This window comes from Ralstonia sp. OTU4908, assembly GCF_038440115.1.
GTDB lineage: Bacteria > Pseudomonadota > Gammaproteobacteria > Burkholderiales > Burkholderiaceae > Ralstonia > Ralstonia pickettii.
Genome location: NZ_JASATD010000041.1, coordinates 16,851 through 31,079, shown reverse-complemented (window position 1 = coordinate 31,079; position 14,229 = coordinate 16,851). Strand labels below are relative to the sequence as shown.

At 59.4% G+C, this 14,229-nt stretch carries 14 protein-coding genes; 7 read left to right on the top strand and 7 right to left on the bottom strand.

Translation table 11 applies throughout. The features are described from left to right. The first annotated feature begins 1 nt into the window (after window position 1). Window positions 2–256: a nicotinamide mononucleotide transporter gene (locus AAHM38_RS22100; protein ID WP_004635277.1), complete on the top strand. Its 255-nt coding sequence runs from the start codon at window positions 2–4 to the stop codon at window positions 254–256. Window positions 257–283: 27 nt separating this feature from the next. Here the strand turns inward: AAHM38_RS22100 and AAHM38_RS22095 are convergent, their stop codons facing one another. From AAHM38_RS22095 to AAHM38_RS22085, 3 genes are all read right to left on the bottom strand, one after another. After that, entirely contained in the window at window positions 284–697 is a 414-nt protein-coding gene (locus AAHM38_RS22095; protein ID WP_004635279.1) for a CzcE family metal-binding protein, read from the bottom strand. A gap of 173 nt (window positions 698–870) precedes the next feature. Further along, on the bottom strand, window positions 871–1,791 hold the full coding sequence (locus tag AAHM38_RS22090) for a copper resistance protein B (RefSeq protein ID WP_004635281.1): 921 nt from the start codon (window positions 1,789–1,791) through the stop codon (window positions 871–873). A 22-nt stretch (window positions 1,792–1,813) separates the two neighbouring features. After that, window positions 1,814–3,793, bottom strand: coding sequence for a copper resistance system multicopper oxidase (locus AAHM38_RS22085; RefSeq protein WP_004635283.1), 1,980 nt, complete (start codon window positions 3,791–3,793; stop codon window positions 1,814–1,816). 176 nt (window positions 3,794–3,969) lie between these two features. Here AAHM38_RS22085 and AAHM38_RS22080 point away from each other — a divergent pair, with 176 nt between their 5' ends. The 5 genes from AAHM38_RS22080 (at window position 3,970) to AAHM38_RS22060 (ending at window position 9,132) form a co-directional block, all read left to right on the top strand. Continuing rightward, window positions 3,970–6,258 (top strand): copper-transporting P-type ATPase, encoded by a 2,289-nt coding sequence (locus AAHM38_RS22080; RefSeq protein WP_012435844.1) that lies wholly within the window; start codon window positions 3,970–3,972, stop codon window positions 6,256–6,258. Window positions 6,259–6,341: 83 nt separating this feature from the next. Continuing rightward, a complete protein-coding gene (locus tag AAHM38_RS22075; RefSeq protein WP_004635287.1) occupies window positions 6,342–7,250 on the top strand; it encodes a DUF6662 family protein in 909 nt (302 codons plus the stop codon). A 27-nt stretch (window positions 7,251–7,277) separates the two neighbouring features. Next, window positions 7,278–7,799 (top strand): FMN-binding protein, encoded by a 522-nt coding sequence (locus tag AAHM38_RS22070; protein WP_004635288.1) that lies wholly within the window; start codon window positions 7,278–7,280, stop codon window positions 7,797–7,799. Then, entirely contained in the window at window positions 7,796–8,644 is an 849-nt protein-coding gene (locus AAHM38_RS22065) for an FAD:protein FMN transferase (protein WP_012435843.1), read from the top strand. The genes AAHM38_RS22070 and AAHM38_RS22065 overlap by 4 nt, the downstream gene beginning before the upstream one ends. After that, window positions 8,641–9,132 (top strand): hypothetical protein, encoded by a 492-nt coding sequence (locus AAHM38_RS22060; RefSeq protein ID WP_004635293.1) that lies wholly within the window; start codon window positions 8,641–8,643, stop codon window positions 9,130–9,132. Before AAHM38_RS22065 ends, AAHM38_RS22060 begins: the two co-directional genes overlap by 4 nt. Before the next feature lie 130 nt (window positions 9,133–9,262). Here AAHM38_RS22060 and AAHM38_RS22055 read toward each other — a convergent pair whose 3' ends face one another. The 4 genes from AAHM38_RS22055 to AAHM38_RS22040 form a co-directional block, all read right to left on the bottom strand. Then, window positions 9,263–9,496 (bottom strand): hypothetical protein, encoded by a 234-nt coding sequence (locus AAHM38_RS22055; RefSeq protein ID WP_004635296.1) that lies wholly within the window; start codon window positions 9,494–9,496, stop codon window positions 9,263–9,265. A gap of 131 nt (window positions 9,497–9,627) precedes the next feature. After that, on the bottom strand, window positions 9,628–9,954 hold the full coding sequence (locus tag AAHM38_RS22050) for a four-helix bundle copper-binding protein (RefSeq protein WP_004635299.1): 327 nt from the start codon (window positions 9,952–9,954) through the stop codon (window positions 9,628–9,630). Window positions 9,955–10,182: 228 nt separating this feature from the next. Continuing rightward, the gene (locus AAHM38_RS22045) at window positions 10,183–11,553 is read right to left on the bottom strand and encodes a heavy metal sensor histidine kinase (RefSeq protein WP_012435842.1); all 1,371 of its coding nucleotides are present in this window, start codon (window positions 11,551–11,553) and stop codon (window positions 10,183–10,185) included. Then, window positions 11,553–12,239, bottom strand: a complete 687-nt coding sequence (locus AAHM38_RS22040; protein WP_009241638.1) for a heavy metal response regulator transcription factor — start codon at window positions 12,237–12,239, stop codon at window positions 11,553–11,555. Before AAHM38_RS22040 ends, AAHM38_RS22045 begins: the two co-directional genes overlap by 1 nt. Window positions 12,240–12,426: 187 nt before the next feature. On the opposite strand from AAHM38_RS22040, the gene AAHM38_RS22035 reads away from it, so the two are divergent. Further along, window positions 12,427–14,220, top strand: coding sequence for a copper resistance system multicopper oxidase (locus AAHM38_RS22035; protein WP_342234319.1), 1,794 nt, complete (start codon window positions 12,427–12,429; stop codon window positions 14,218–14,220). The last annotated feature ends 9 nt before the right edge of the window (window positions 14,221–14,229 follow it).

The window sequence follows — 14,229 nt, the reverse complement described above, 5'->3', positions numbered from 1 at the left end:
CGTGAACGCACTGCAACTCTTCGTCATCCTGGCCGGCTTGACCGGTCAGCTCCTTATTGCGAGGAAGGATCCGCGCGGCTATCTCGCTTGGATCGCCGGTAACATCGGACTGGTGTTCGTCTACTTGGAGACCAAGCAATTTGCCTTGATTGCACTGCAATTCATCAATACAGCAATCCAGGTTGCCGCCCTGATCGCTTGGGGACGGGGGAGGCGGCGCAGCGACACCAGCCCCGCACGACCGAGTGAGTCGTAACGGGACCGAAGTGAACGAACGAAAGTCCTAACTGCCTGTGAGCCACTTGCTGCGCGCAATGATGACGCGCACACCCTTAGCGTCGGGCACATCCGGCAGCAGAACGCCCAAATCGACCGAAGTACTCTGCATTGCTTCGATGAACGTCCATGCTTGCGTCCCAGTCCCCGCCGAAAAAGCGACGGTTTCACCGGATTCGACGTTGATGTATTTCATTCCTGGCTTAACTGTCAAAGTGCGTGCAGCCAGCGACACTGGCGCGGGCGAGCCGAAGAGCAACGCCGTCCTGTTCACATCCGGTTGAGTTGCTGACGGGCTTTGCCGCACATGTTCGATCCAATTGTCCCCGCCGTCGCCACGGAATTTGTCTGAGGCCCATGCCGCCGAACTGCCTGCGAAGAGGACTGCGAGCATGAGCGGAACAAGTCGATTGCGATTCATCGTTTTCTCCTGGAACGTGACTGATGTCAAGCATTCTAGAGAGGCAATCCTCTCGCTTCGATGACCCGCAAATTACGTCTTGGTAAGACGTTCATGCCGACGGCGCGATCGGGAAACCGCGATGCTGAGCTATATAGCAAAGCGCCCAGAGGGCAGCCTGACAGGCTCCTGGTTCAAAACCACCATCGTATTCCAGCCACGATCTGCTTGTTTACGGCGTCTTGCCCCGCCGCTCGCGCAAACTCTGCGCTCCTTCCCAGTTTCCTGCTCCAAACCACGCCAATGTACGGAGCGAAGTCGCGCCGAAGTTCGTATCGCAGTCGCAAGCCGAGGCGAACATCGGCCAGCCCGCGGCCAATCTCGCGCGCCTGGTCGGTCTTCGAGTAGACGTTGGCTTCGATTTCGGGAGTGAGGGCACTTCGCTGCGAGAGGCGGACATCGTAGGTAGCACGCACACGGGCCGCAAGACGCCCGCCATTACTGACGTACAGGGTCGCTTCGACATCGAACCAGTATGGCGCGAGCCCTTGCACTCCAAAGGCAGCCCACGTACGTGTTGGTCCACCACCGAAGTCGCGGCGAACGCCTGCCTGCCAATCCCAAAATGTGGCAAATGCATGACCCCACAACGCTTCAACTTTGGCGTCTGCGGTTTGACCGAACAGTCGCTCGCCCTCGGTCTTCAACCATAGTCGGTCAAGATCCTTACCGAACCAGCCTTGCATGTCCCATGCCCATCCCGTCGCGTCGCGAGTGCGTACCGTCTCGAGCCGATCGAGCAGAAACTGATGATAGACATCGTTGTCGACCATGGTGTCGCCCGGCACGGCGATGCCTCGGCTGGGATTCTGCATTGGCACGCGGGGTTCGTCACTGGGGGTGATCACATTGACGCCTTCCTCTTGGGAAGGTAAGTCGGGCTTTTGTGTTGCAAGTACCTGCGCTTCTTGCCCATGGGCCTGAGACGGTGTGCCGTGTGGCGTCTGCGGCATGCCTGGCGTGGGCGCCTCAGACGTGTGGGCGCCTGCAAGCCGCACGGTGAGCAATAAGGCTGCGGCAACCAAACGCAGCCGTCCCTTCACTCCTGGCAACATGACGCGCTCCTTTGTCCAAGGGTCAGGCCACAACCACCTTGCGGAACATACCGGCTTCCATGTGGTACAGCAGATGACAATGAAATGCCCACTGGCCCGGGGCATCCGCAGTTACGAGGAAACTGATCTGCTTGGATGGTTGAACGTTGATGGTGTGCTTACGGACGAGCGCTTGACGCTCCGTGTTTTCAAGCTCGCTGAACATCCCGTGCAGGTGCATAGGGTGATTCATCATGGTGTCATTAACGAGAGTGATCCGCAGCCGTTCGCCGTAGTACAGACGGATCGGCTCGGCCTCCGAGAACCTTTTGCCATCGAATCCCCAGATGAACCGTCGCATGTTGCCGGTCAGATGCAACACGATCTCGCGGCCCGGAGGCCGATCGTCATAGGGCTGGCCCAGCGTTCGCAAGTCTGCGTAGGTCAAAACCCTCCGGCCATTTTGGCGCAATCTCGGCCCAGGGTCTGCGAGCGACTTGGAAGGGTTCATCGACCGCATGTCGACTTCGGGGCCGCCGTGCATACCCAGCATCGTCATTGGGTGGGAATGCTCGGGCTTACCATCGTGGGACATCGACATGGAGGGTTTCATGCCGGCCATGCCTTCATCGCCGGACTGCAGTCGCATGCCTGGCATGGCGTCGGCCGCGGTTTCGCCCCCCGCCTGCATAGAGTGGCCGAGGGGGGAATGGATGCCGTTGTCCTGAGTTTCCATCGTTTCATTGGGTGGCCCGCTGGTCATAGACATTCCGTTCATGTTCATGTCCATGCCCATGTCAGCCATGGTCAGCCAGGTTTTGGGGTCCATAATAGGAATCGCGGCCCGCATGCCGTGCTTCGGCGCGAGGGTGGCACGTGCATATCCGCTGCGGTCCATCGCCTGTGCAAATATGGTGTATGCCTCATTCCGGGGCATCTGCACCAACACATCGTAGGTCTCCGCTACACCAATCCGAAACTCGTCGACGTTCACGGGTTCGACATCTTGTCCGTCCGCCGCACAAACTCGCATGGTCAGGCCCGGGATGCGAACATCAAACGTTGTGGTGGCCGATCCATTGATGAAGCGCAAACGTACGTATTCGCCTGCCTCCGCGATAGCTGTCCAGTTAGTGAAGGGTGTGGCGCCATTGACCAAGTAGCAGTAGGTTGCAGCAGAGACATCGGCGAGGTCCGTGGGATTCATGCGCATCTGGTTCCACATACGCCGTCGAGCCAGTGCTTTTGAGAGGCCCGCCGCCCTGACGTCGGCCACAAAATCAGTGACCGTCGGTAATTGGAAATTGTAAAAATCACTCGACTGCTTCAAGTGAAGGAAGACGTTTTCAGGATCTTCGTCAGTCCAATCACTCAGCATAACGACGTAGTCCCTGTCGCTAGGTATGGGGGCCGGCCTTTGTGGCTCGATCACCAATGGGCCATAGAGGCCGAGTTGCTCCTGAAAGCGGGTGTGGCTGTGGTACCAGTATGTACCGGCCTGTCGGACCTTGAATTTGTAGACGAAGGTCTGGTGAGCAGGAATGCCGGGAAAGGACACGCCAGGCACGCCATCCATGGCAAACGGAACGAGGATGCCATGCCAGTGGATCGAAGTTTGCGTGGCCAGTGTGTTGGTGACCCGCAGCGTTACCTCGGAACCTTGTTTCCAACGCAGGATGGGCGCAGGAATTGATCCGTTTACCGTAAGCGCGTACCGTAAATGCCCCGTGAAATTGACGGGTGTGCGCCCAATTGTCAGAGCGAATTCGGTTCCGGACAGGTCAGTTGAACGATCCTGGCTTTGCAGCCCCGAAGCAGGCGTGCCGATACCGGCCCCCGTTGCCGCCAAGCCCGCCCCAGCCATTTGGCGTAGAAATTTGCGCCGCAGCGCCAAGTCGATTGAAGTGTTGTCGCCCACGATCCTTGCTCCCGTTGGAAGGTTGTGCCCCTGCGTCACGAACGCGAGGAGGACCTCCATAGCAATCCCCGGGGAGTCGTTCAGCATGAGACAGTCGTTCAGCATGAGACGTGCCCGGAATTCGCATGGACCTGCACCGCAGACCAAGCTCGTGGCCACAGAAGCACGTCCCTTGTGAATCCATTGATACCGTCATTGCGGACCGTTGTCCTCGGGGTGGTTGATCGCTATGCTGACCACGACACTGCCACGTGCCAGTTTTTTCCAACAGGATGCCGAGCATGAGCCGCCAGCACAGCCACAGAGAAGCCGCCTCCCCGCGACAAAGCGCCGATACGGCGCACGACCACAATGAGCCCACGCAACCCCACGCACACCACTGCAATGTGCATGGTCACCATGCTCACTCGGCAGGCGCGCCGCGGGCTGTCCCGGGCGACGAGGCAAGTGTTTCACCACCGGCATCCGCGTCCACGATTTACACCTGTCCAATGCATCCTGAGATCCGCCAGGATCATCCCGGCACGTGTCCTAAATGCGGCATGACGCTGGAGCCGATCATGCCGGCGGGGGAGGAGGAAGAGAATGCGGAGCTCATGGATTTCCGGCGACGCTTCTGGATAAGCTTGCCATTGACCGCGATGGTCTTTGTGCTGGCCATGGCTGGATATCGTCTCATTCCCCTAAATCCAGCATGGAAGAACTGGCTCGAGTTGGTGCTTGCCACGCCGGCCGTGCTTTGGGCTGGCTTGCCATTCTTCGAGCGCTGTGTGCAATCCTTCTTGCACCGCAGCCCGAACATGTGGACGCTTATCGGGCTGGGGACGAGCGCGGCCTATCTCTATAGCGTAGTCGCGACAGTCGCACCGGACGTATTCCCCTCGACCTTCGCGGCGAGCGGCCGGGTGGAAGTGTATTTTGAAGCGGCAGCCGTAATCATTTCGCTGACCCTGCTGGGGCAAATGCTCGAGCTGAAGGCCCGCTCACAGACATCGGCCGCCATCAAGTCCCTACTGGGCCTTGCCCCCAAAACAGCCAGGCGCATCGACGCGGACGGCAGTGAAGAAGATGTTCCGATTGCCCATGTCCATGTGGGCGATTTGCTGCGTGTGCGGCCCGGTGAAAAGGTGCCCGTGGATGGTGTCGTGGTCGAGGGCGCGAGCGCGCTCGACGAGTCGATGATCACCGGTGAGCCGATTCCAGTCTCCAAACGCGCGGGTGACCACGTCATCGGTGCAACCCTGAACACCTCGGGTGCGCTTGTGGTCCGGTCCGAGAAAGTGGGCGCGCAGACCGTTTTGTCGCAGATCGTGCAAATGGTCGCGCAAGCGCAGCGCTCCAAGGCGCCGATGCAGCGAATGGCGGACAAGGTGGCAGGCGTCTTCGTCATCGGCGTGGTCGCCATCGCTGTCATGACGCTCGTCGCCTGGGGGATCTGGGGCCCCCAGCCAAGCTGGGCCCACGGCTTGATCAACGCGGTTGCTGTGCTGATCATCGCGTGCCCGTGCGCGCTCGGGCTGGCCACACCCATGTCCATCATGGTGGCCAGCGGCAAAGGGGCCGAACACGGCATTCTTTTTCGGGATGCCGCAGCAATCGAGAACCTGCGCAAGGTCGACACGCTTATTGTGGACAAGACAGGCACGTTGACCGAAGGGCGCCCCTCATTCGATCGGGCCATTGGCCTCAATGGATTTTCCGACATGGACGTCTTGCGCTTGGCGGCCAGTCTGGACCAAGGTAGTGAGCACCCCTTGGCCGCTGCGATCGTGGCGCAAGCGCGCGAACAGGGGCTCGCGCTCGAGCGGCCGGAAGATTTTGAATCCGCGTCAGGGATCGGCGTGAGAGGACACGTCGCTGGGCGAAGCCTGGCGCTCGGCAACACCTCGCTGATGCAGGCGCACGCGGTTGCTGTCGATGCCGCCTCCACCGAGGCAGACGCCATGCGAGCCCGAGGCGCCAGTGTGATGTACCTGGCGGTCGATGGGGTCCTTGCTGGCCTGCTGTCGGTTTCCGATCGCGTGAAGACGACAACACCGCAGGCCCTGACCCAACTCAGAGCCGATGGGCTTCGGATCGTGATGGCTACCGGCGACGGAAACGTGACCGCCCAATCCGTCGCAAAACAACTTGGCATTGTTGAGTTTCGCGGCGAGGTCAAGCCTGCGGATAAGCTGGCGTTGGTCGCCACACTTCAAGAACGAGGCTTGGTTGTAGCGATGGCAGGCGACGGCATCAATGATGCACCGGCGCTCGCCAAAGCCGACGTGGGTATTGCGATGGGTACCGGTACCGATGTCGCGATGAACAGCGCCCAGGTTACCCTCGTGAAAGGCGACCTGCGGGGCATTGCCCGTGCCCGCGCCTTATCCGAGGCAACGATTGCCAACATGAAGCAAAACCTCGGCTTCGCCTTCCTTTACAACGCACTGGGTGTGCCATTGGCTGCCGGCGTGCTCTATCCTTTTACCGGACTTCTGTTATCACCCATGATTGCCGCATTGGCGATGAGCTTGAGTTCGGCATCGGTGGTCGCCAATGCGCTGCGACTCCGTGCGACCCGACTCTGATCCCAGCATTCGCCGCTTCACGAGGCTATTGCGAACAATTCTCATTCTCCCTTACAATCTCCTTATTTCGGAAGGGGAGTCAAATGCAAGGTGCTACAAAAAGCACGCATTGGGGGAAGGTTTGGCTTGCTGGGGCGCTTGCCTGGCTGTGTTCCACAACTGCGCTTGCCGGCGAATCGCCGTTCGGGTGGATTTACACGGCCGACGTTATGCCCAAAGGCCGCTTCGAATTCGAGCACCAGTCTTTCCTGCAGCGGGGCCAGTCCCAAGGATCCTATAGCGGATTGCTCAACCGCGAAGAAGTCGAGTACGGCGTGACGGACAAATTCCAATTGGCCGGCTATTTCAACTGGAGCTACGTGAACGCCAATCGGAATGGTCTTGATGGCACCACGCGTGGGCCGCTGACAGATCTCGGTCCCAATGACGATCCGACTGGGCGTTACCGCAAGACTCGCTTCGAGACTGTTTCACTCGAAGCGATCTACCAACTCATGAACCCAGTGACTGATCCGATCGGCTTGGCACTGTACATCGAGCCAGAACTGGGGCCCCGTGAGCGCGATCTCGAATGGCGCATCATCTTGCAGAAGAACTGGTTGGATGATCGGCTCATTTTTGCCGCCAATATTCTCGGTGCCCATGAGCGCGACAAAACCGCCATGGGTGATATTGAGCGTGCTTCCATGCTTGATCTGACCGCCGGCGTGTCCTATCGCTTGACCGACAACCTGAGCCTGGGCATGGAGGCGCGCAACCATCGTGAATTCCAGGGGTATCGCTATAACCGTCGTGATCACTCCGCGTGGTTTCTTGGCCCCAATTTGCACTACGCCACCAAACACTGGTGGGTAACGGCCGCGTGGCGCCACCAATTGCCCGTAGTCAAAACCTACAACGAGGACCAGGCGGACGTAGTGGCAGGCAACCGTATCTTCGGTGACGAGCATGCGCGCAACGAGTTCATGGTCAAGGTGGGGTTCCCATTTTGAAGCGCGTCCATTGATACGGAGACAGACATGAAGTGGACTCCCATGGCGGCAGTGCCGCTTGCGGTGCTGGTCGTGCCCGTCCAAGCGACGGAATACCTGACAGTTCAACAGGCTCAGGCGCAGATGTTTCCTGGCGCGAGTTTTCAGGCCGTGCCTCTCCAGATTACGGACCAGATTCGCGAAACATTGAACGAGCGCTCCGGGGTACACGAGCCATTCAATGACAAGGGGGTCTGGAAAGTGTCGACTGGCGGCTGGTTCATCGTGGATCGCGTGGTGGGCAAGCATGAAAAAATCACGTATGCCGTGGCGCTCGACGCCAAGGGAGCCGTGCGCGCCGTCGATATCCTGACGTACCAGGAAACGTATGGCTATGAGGTGCGCAATGCCGACTGGCGTGCCCAGTTTGTTGGTAAGACCGCGCAGGATGCTGTGCAGCTTGGTAAAGACATCCGTAACATCAGTGGCGCGACGCTCTCATGCAAACACATCACCCAGGGAGTCAAGCGGGTGCTGGCTGTGTATGACCTCTTACTAGCCAAGATGTGATTCGTCGCTCCAAACCGCTATTGGGGACTTTCGTTGAAGTTCGCATTGACGATGTGTATCCCCAGGACTGCGCTCACTTGGCAGAAACCGCCATCGCAGCGGCGTTCTCCGTAATCGAGCAAGCCGAGGCGTTGATGAGCTTCCAGCGCTCGGATAGCGACTTGTCACGTCTGCATGCGGCGTCGGTAGGCGAAGCGGTCCGCGTTCACCCTTGGACCATGCGTGTGCTGCGCGAGGCCCAGCGCATGCACGAGCGTACCGGCGGCGTGTTCGACCCCACCGTGGCCCGCATGTTGGTGGCACACAAAATTTTGCCCCGCCCAGCGGGGCCGACGGCGGAAGTCGACGTGCGGTTTGCGGATGTAGTGATGCTCGATGAAAATCGCATTAGTAAGCGGCGCGCACTATGGTTGGATCTCGGTGGCATCGCCAAAGGCTTTGCCGTGGACATGGCTATCCTAAGTCTGCGGCGCCACAACGTTCGCAGTGGCGCCGTTTCGGCCGGAGGGGACCTGCGCGTCTTTGGCAAGCATGCACAGCCCATCCACGTACGCAGTGCCAACGCGCCCGGTCGGCTAGAACTACTCGGTCGGCTCACCAACGGGGCCGTGGCCACCAGCGGTCACTATTTCGCAGAAAGCTTCGGACTGCCCCCTGGTACAGCATCCATCCGGTCGCAACAAGCGCCGATGGAAGCGCCTTGCGCAGAGCGAACGGTCACCGTCATTGCCCCCCGCTGTATCTGGGCGGACGCACTGACCAAGGTCGCCATGCTTGCCGGTACGACGGCGCCCGCCACGGTCCGCGCGCTATCAAGCTATCACGCACACGTTGTTGCATCATGACGCAATCCTCGCATCGACATCCCCTGAAAGGGACAGGCATTCGTCTGCATCCGTATCACTATTGGGTTGCTCTCGCCGTATTGCTAGCGGTAGCGGTGTCTGGGCTGATATGGACGGTTTTGCACGATTTGCTTCAATGGGAGGACGCACCGATCGTCCGCCAGATTCTGCAGTTGCATGGCGCCTTTGCGTTCTGCAGCCTGATTCTCTTGGGTTCCATGCTGCCGCAACACATTCGCTTCGCGTGGGTTGCGCGCCGAAACCTCGTGACCGGTACGTTGACGGGAATCGTGTTCTTGTTGCTGACCATCACCGCTTATGGGCTGTATTACGGGCCCGAAGATTGGAGTGGTCTTACGAAGACTGTGCACCTTGTTCTGGGCATTGCTGCTGTTGCGGCCGTGCCCCTCCACATGTTCATTGGACGGAAGCGACACAACGGCTACCGTGCCCCCGCGAGCAAGAATGTACGGCACGAAAAAACCTGAAGCGAATCGACGAGGCAATCGTACAAGCCTGCGCAGCAAACCGCTCGGCGCGCGGGAAAGAGCCCCGGGGGAGTAACCCCCCGGGGAGGGGGAAGCCCGGAAAGGGGGGGGGCCGGGATTGAGCTTTGGTTTATTGGTGGCCACCATCCGTGTAAGGGTCACGGGTGCCCATCGAATGCGCGCCATCGGTGTAGATGTCACGCGCTGCGCGCCCACCATCGGTGTAGGGATCGCGCTTGCCCATCGCGTTAGCGCCATCGGTATATGGGTCGCGCGCGCCAGTAGCGGTCGCCGCGTTGGCGACGTTGACACCGAGGGCCAGCAACGCTGCCCCCACCAATGCGGATTTTTTCAGGATGTTCATCGCGTTTTCCTTCTTCAAGTTGAAACAAGACACTGCTATGCCAATGCAGTGTAGAAGGCTGGGGCTGACAGAAACGTGACCCTCGTATTACAAGTGCGACAGATCAGCGAGATTGATCCGGTATGCCACCTTCAATGCACGGCACGACAGGCGTCGGCGCATGTCTCGCAGGCACGCGCGCACTGCTGACAGTGCTCGTGGGAGTGCTTGGCACACTCGGCGGCGCAGGCTTGACAGATTTTCGCGCACAGCTCGCATATTGCAGTGGCTTGGGCGCTGCCTCGCGCCATCACGCCCACGGCGGCTTCGCAGATCTCAGCGCAATCGAGATCCAGCCGAATACAGGTGCTCAATGTCAGAACGTCCTTCTCGGTCAAGCAGGCGGTGGCGCAGTGCAGGCACGCCACGCGACACGCGGCGCATTCGTCGATGCAGGCTTGGAAGTGTTGGTGAGGCATTTGGGTTCTCCTTGATTGCCGACGTGCCGGAATGGCACGCTGCATGTACAGCAAGGAAAAAGCCTGGGCCTGGCCCCTGACGGGGAAGCGTTATCGCCATGTTGTGATGCACGCACAACCTTTCAAAGGCGTCATGCTCACGCAAGACTTCGGGCAGCTTGCACGACACATTGGCCGCCATAGGGGCCGACCTGACGGATGATGTCAGCGAGCGTGCCCCCCCAAAGTTCAGCAGCGGATCGGCAGCCGGACGGTGAATCGAGTGCGATCGTGCACGCGTGTGGCAGAAATGGTTCCCCCATGGGCGAGAACGATTGCTTTGGTGATAGCCAAGCCAAGGCCTGCTCCGTCCGATTCTGGGCGCGCACGCGACTTGTCTGCGCGAAAGAAGCGCTCGAAGATGAACGGCAGCACGTCGGGAGCAATCGCCTCGCCGTCGTTGTCGATCGTCACGGCGAGGCCCTCCTCGGTTGGCGTGATGGAAACGATCACACGGCCGCGCCTGGGTGTGTGCCGTATCGCATTCGACAACAGATTGCTGAAGGCGCGTCTGAGCATGAGCCGATCGCCACGCAGTTGCGCTTGTCCTTCCACTTGCAACTGCACGGCTTTGTCCTCCGCGAACGCGTCGTAAAACTCAAAGAGTGCGCGCACCTCGCCGGCAAGCTCGATCATCTCGGCACTGGGCAGCGTCAGGTTGTGCTCCATCTTGGCCAGGTAGAGCATGTCCGACACCATCCGAGCCAAACGCTGCAGCTCTTCTACGTTTGAAGCAAGGACGTCTCTGTACTTTGCAGGTTCGCGAATTTGTGAGAGAGCCACTTCGGTTTGCGTCAGCAGGTTGGTGATCGGTGTGCGTAGCTCGTGTGCGATATCGGTCGAGAAGTCGGTGAGTCGCTGGAAATCGCCCTGCAAGCGCGCGAGCATGCCGTTCAACGTCACGCCAAGATCGGCAACCTCGACCGGTACCATATCGACCGGCATCCGTTCGTCCAGGCGGTCCGCCGTCACAGACTTCGCCCGCGAAGCCATCGCGCGCAGCGGCAACAGCCCCCGCCGGGCCGCCCACCATCCAAATAGGCCGCTCGCCAGGGCGGCCAATGCGATGTAGAGCGTCAACGTCTTCCGAAACGCGCGTAGGAAATGCGCATGGATCTCAGTATTGATGCCCACCAATACATCCAGCGCACCGTCGTCGCGCAGCGGCACTTGCATATGCACCCCCCGGTATTGCTTGTCGCCCTGCTGCCAAACAAGGGCCCCGGAATGACGGCCTGCCTTGCGTAGCACGGCCAACACCTCCGCAAAGTCAAAGTCGGGGGTGGCAAACAAGGCCTGACCCTGTGGCGCCTGGACTCGCACAATCAGATCCGTGCGGTGCTGTAGCACGTCGTTGAGCCGACTAGAGACCTCGGGTGCAGAGCTACTCTCAACCACCCGGCGAATAACGTTCACGTTCTCGCCCAACGCCGTAAAGTCTTCCACTGCAAAATGCTCCTCCATGGCCAGGGCGATCAGAATGCCGAGGCCCAACAACATGGCCGCTGATGACAAGGAGAAATACGCGGTCAGCCGCGCCGTTAGTGAATGGCGCCTCATTACTCCCCGTCCTCCGGACCTTCGAGGACATAGCCCATGCCACGGACGGTATGGATCAATTTAGGTTCGAAGTTATCGTCGATTTTGGCGCGCAGGCGTCGAATGGCGACGTCGATCACGTTAGTGTCGCTGTCGAAATTCATGTCCCAGACTTGGGAGGCGATCAGGGACCGGGGCAACACCTCGCCATGACGGCGGGCTAGCAGTTCCAGCAGCGAGAACTCCTTACTGGTCAACGTGATTCGCTGACCGCCACGGGAAGCACGACGGCGAGTCAGATCCAGCACCAGGTCGGCCACCTGGATGCGTTCTGCAAGCGATGGCGCACTGCCTCGTCGAAGCAGAGTTCGAACACGCGCGAGCAATTCCGCAAATGCAAATGGTTTGACCATGTAGTCATCCGCGCCCAGCTCCAAGCCCTTGACCCGATCAGCGACGCTATCGCGCGCGGTCAGAAACAGCACCGGCACAGCCAGTTCAGTTGAGCGCAGTGCGTGCAGGATCTGCCACCCTTCGAGATCGGGCAACATCACGTCAAGAATCAAGAGGTCATAGTCGCCCGTCATTGCAAGATGTCGGCCGTCCAAGCCATTGCGGGCAAGGTCCACAACAAAGCCGGCTTCCGACAACCCCTGCTGCAAATATTCGCCGGTCTTGGATTCGTCTTCGACAACAAGGAGCTTCATGTCTGTCTCTTTATTACTTATGGCGCACGAAAAGTGCGACCGGTATCGTGTAGCGTACATGGAGCGGCATGGTTGCTGACCAACCTGACCAATATGTAATGTTTCGGTCAGGTTAAGGTAGCCTTGGAGTGATTAGGCTGCTCCTGCCGTACAAATCTCATCAGGGACTTACGCAAGGAATAAAGAGATGCGCAGCAATCGTGCAATGGGCGTGGTGCTTCCGAACCTTCCGCGGAGGCGATTTGTGCAAGGCTTGGCCGCCGGAGGGGTGATCGCTGGCCTGGGCTTGGGCGGGATGCCCGCGCGGGCGTCGCAGGCCCAGGGCACAGCCTTTGGCACCGCGCCCGTGCTGCGGGGCACCGAATTCGATCTGGTGATCGCTGAGACCCCAGTGAACTTTACCGGCAAGCCAGGCATGGCGACTACCATCAATGGCATGCTGCCTGGCCCAACGTTGCGGTGGCGTGAAGGTGACACGGTCACCATCCGGGTGACCAACCGTCTGCCGGAGCCCACGTCAATTCATTGGCACGGCATCATTCTGCCGTTCCAGATGGACGGCGTACCCGGGATCAGCTTTTCCGGCATCGCCCCGGGCGAGACATTCACGTATCGTTTCAAGGTCCAGCAGAGTGGCAGTTACTGGTACCACTCGCACTCCGGCTTCCAGGAAATGACAGGACTATATGGCGGTATCGTTATCGATCCCGCTGGCGAGGACCGCGTGCGGGCCGATCGCGATTACACCGTCTTGCTTTCCGACTGGACGGACGAGGATCCGATGCGCGTCCTCACCAAGCTTAAGATCCAAGGCGACTACTACAACTATAACCAGCCGACTGTGGTCGACTTCTTTCGCGACGTTTCGCGTGAAGGATGGACATCTGCCATGGACAAGCGGCGGATGTGGAACCAGATGCGGATGAACCCGACGGATCTGGCTGATCTCTCCAGCGCAACATTGACCTACCTGATGAATGGCGTAACGCCTGCGGGCAACTGGACGGGGCTGTTCTCCCGAGGCCAGACTGTACGGCTGCGTTTCGTCAACGGGGCTGGCAACACTTTCTATGACGTCCGTATTCCCGGCGTGAAGATGAAGGTGGTTCAAGTTGACGGACAGGACATTGAGCCGGTATCGGTCGATGAGTTCCGCTTTGGCCCAGGCGAAACGTGCGATGTGGTGGTTACCCCTACGGACGACGCCCACACGATCTTCGCTCAAACGATGGACCGTACAGGCTACGCTCTTGGAACCTTGGCTGTGCGCCAAGGTTTGCAAGCTACCGTGCCATCGGTAGACAAGGCCGAGTGGCTGACAATGGCTGACATGATGGGCGACATGGGTGGGATGTCCGGGATGTCCGGGATGTCCGGGATGTCCGGGATGTCCGGGATGGACCACGGTCAGCATGGGGCGATGCACGACAGCGCTGCGAGTTCCCTAAAGGTTCCGAGCAAGAAGGCGCGCCACGCGCGCACAGAGTATGGTCCAAGCACCGACATGCATGTCGATATGGCGCGGACTAACCTCGACGATCCCGGTATCGGCCTGCGTAACAATGGGCGACGCGTGTTAGTCCTACAGGACATGCATACCATCGGCGGCCCGATGGATTCGCGCGGCCCGCAGCGTGAAGTCGAACTGCATCTGACCGGCAATATGGAGCGGTACGCATGGTCGTTCGATGGTGTTGAGTTTGGCAAATCTACCCCTGTTCACTTCCGCTACGGGGAGCGTCTTCGTGTCATTCTTCATAACGACACGATGATGACGCATCCGATGCATATGCACGGGATGTGGAGCGAACTCGAAGCACCGGACGGAACCTTCTTGGCGCGCAGGCATACGATTCCGGTGCAACCAGCGCAGCGTATTAGCTTCCTTGTCACGGCTGACGCCTTGGGACGATGGGCTTGGCACTGCCATCTCATGCTGCATATGGACGCGGGCATGTTCCGCGAAGTGATCGTCGCCTAAGTCCACAAA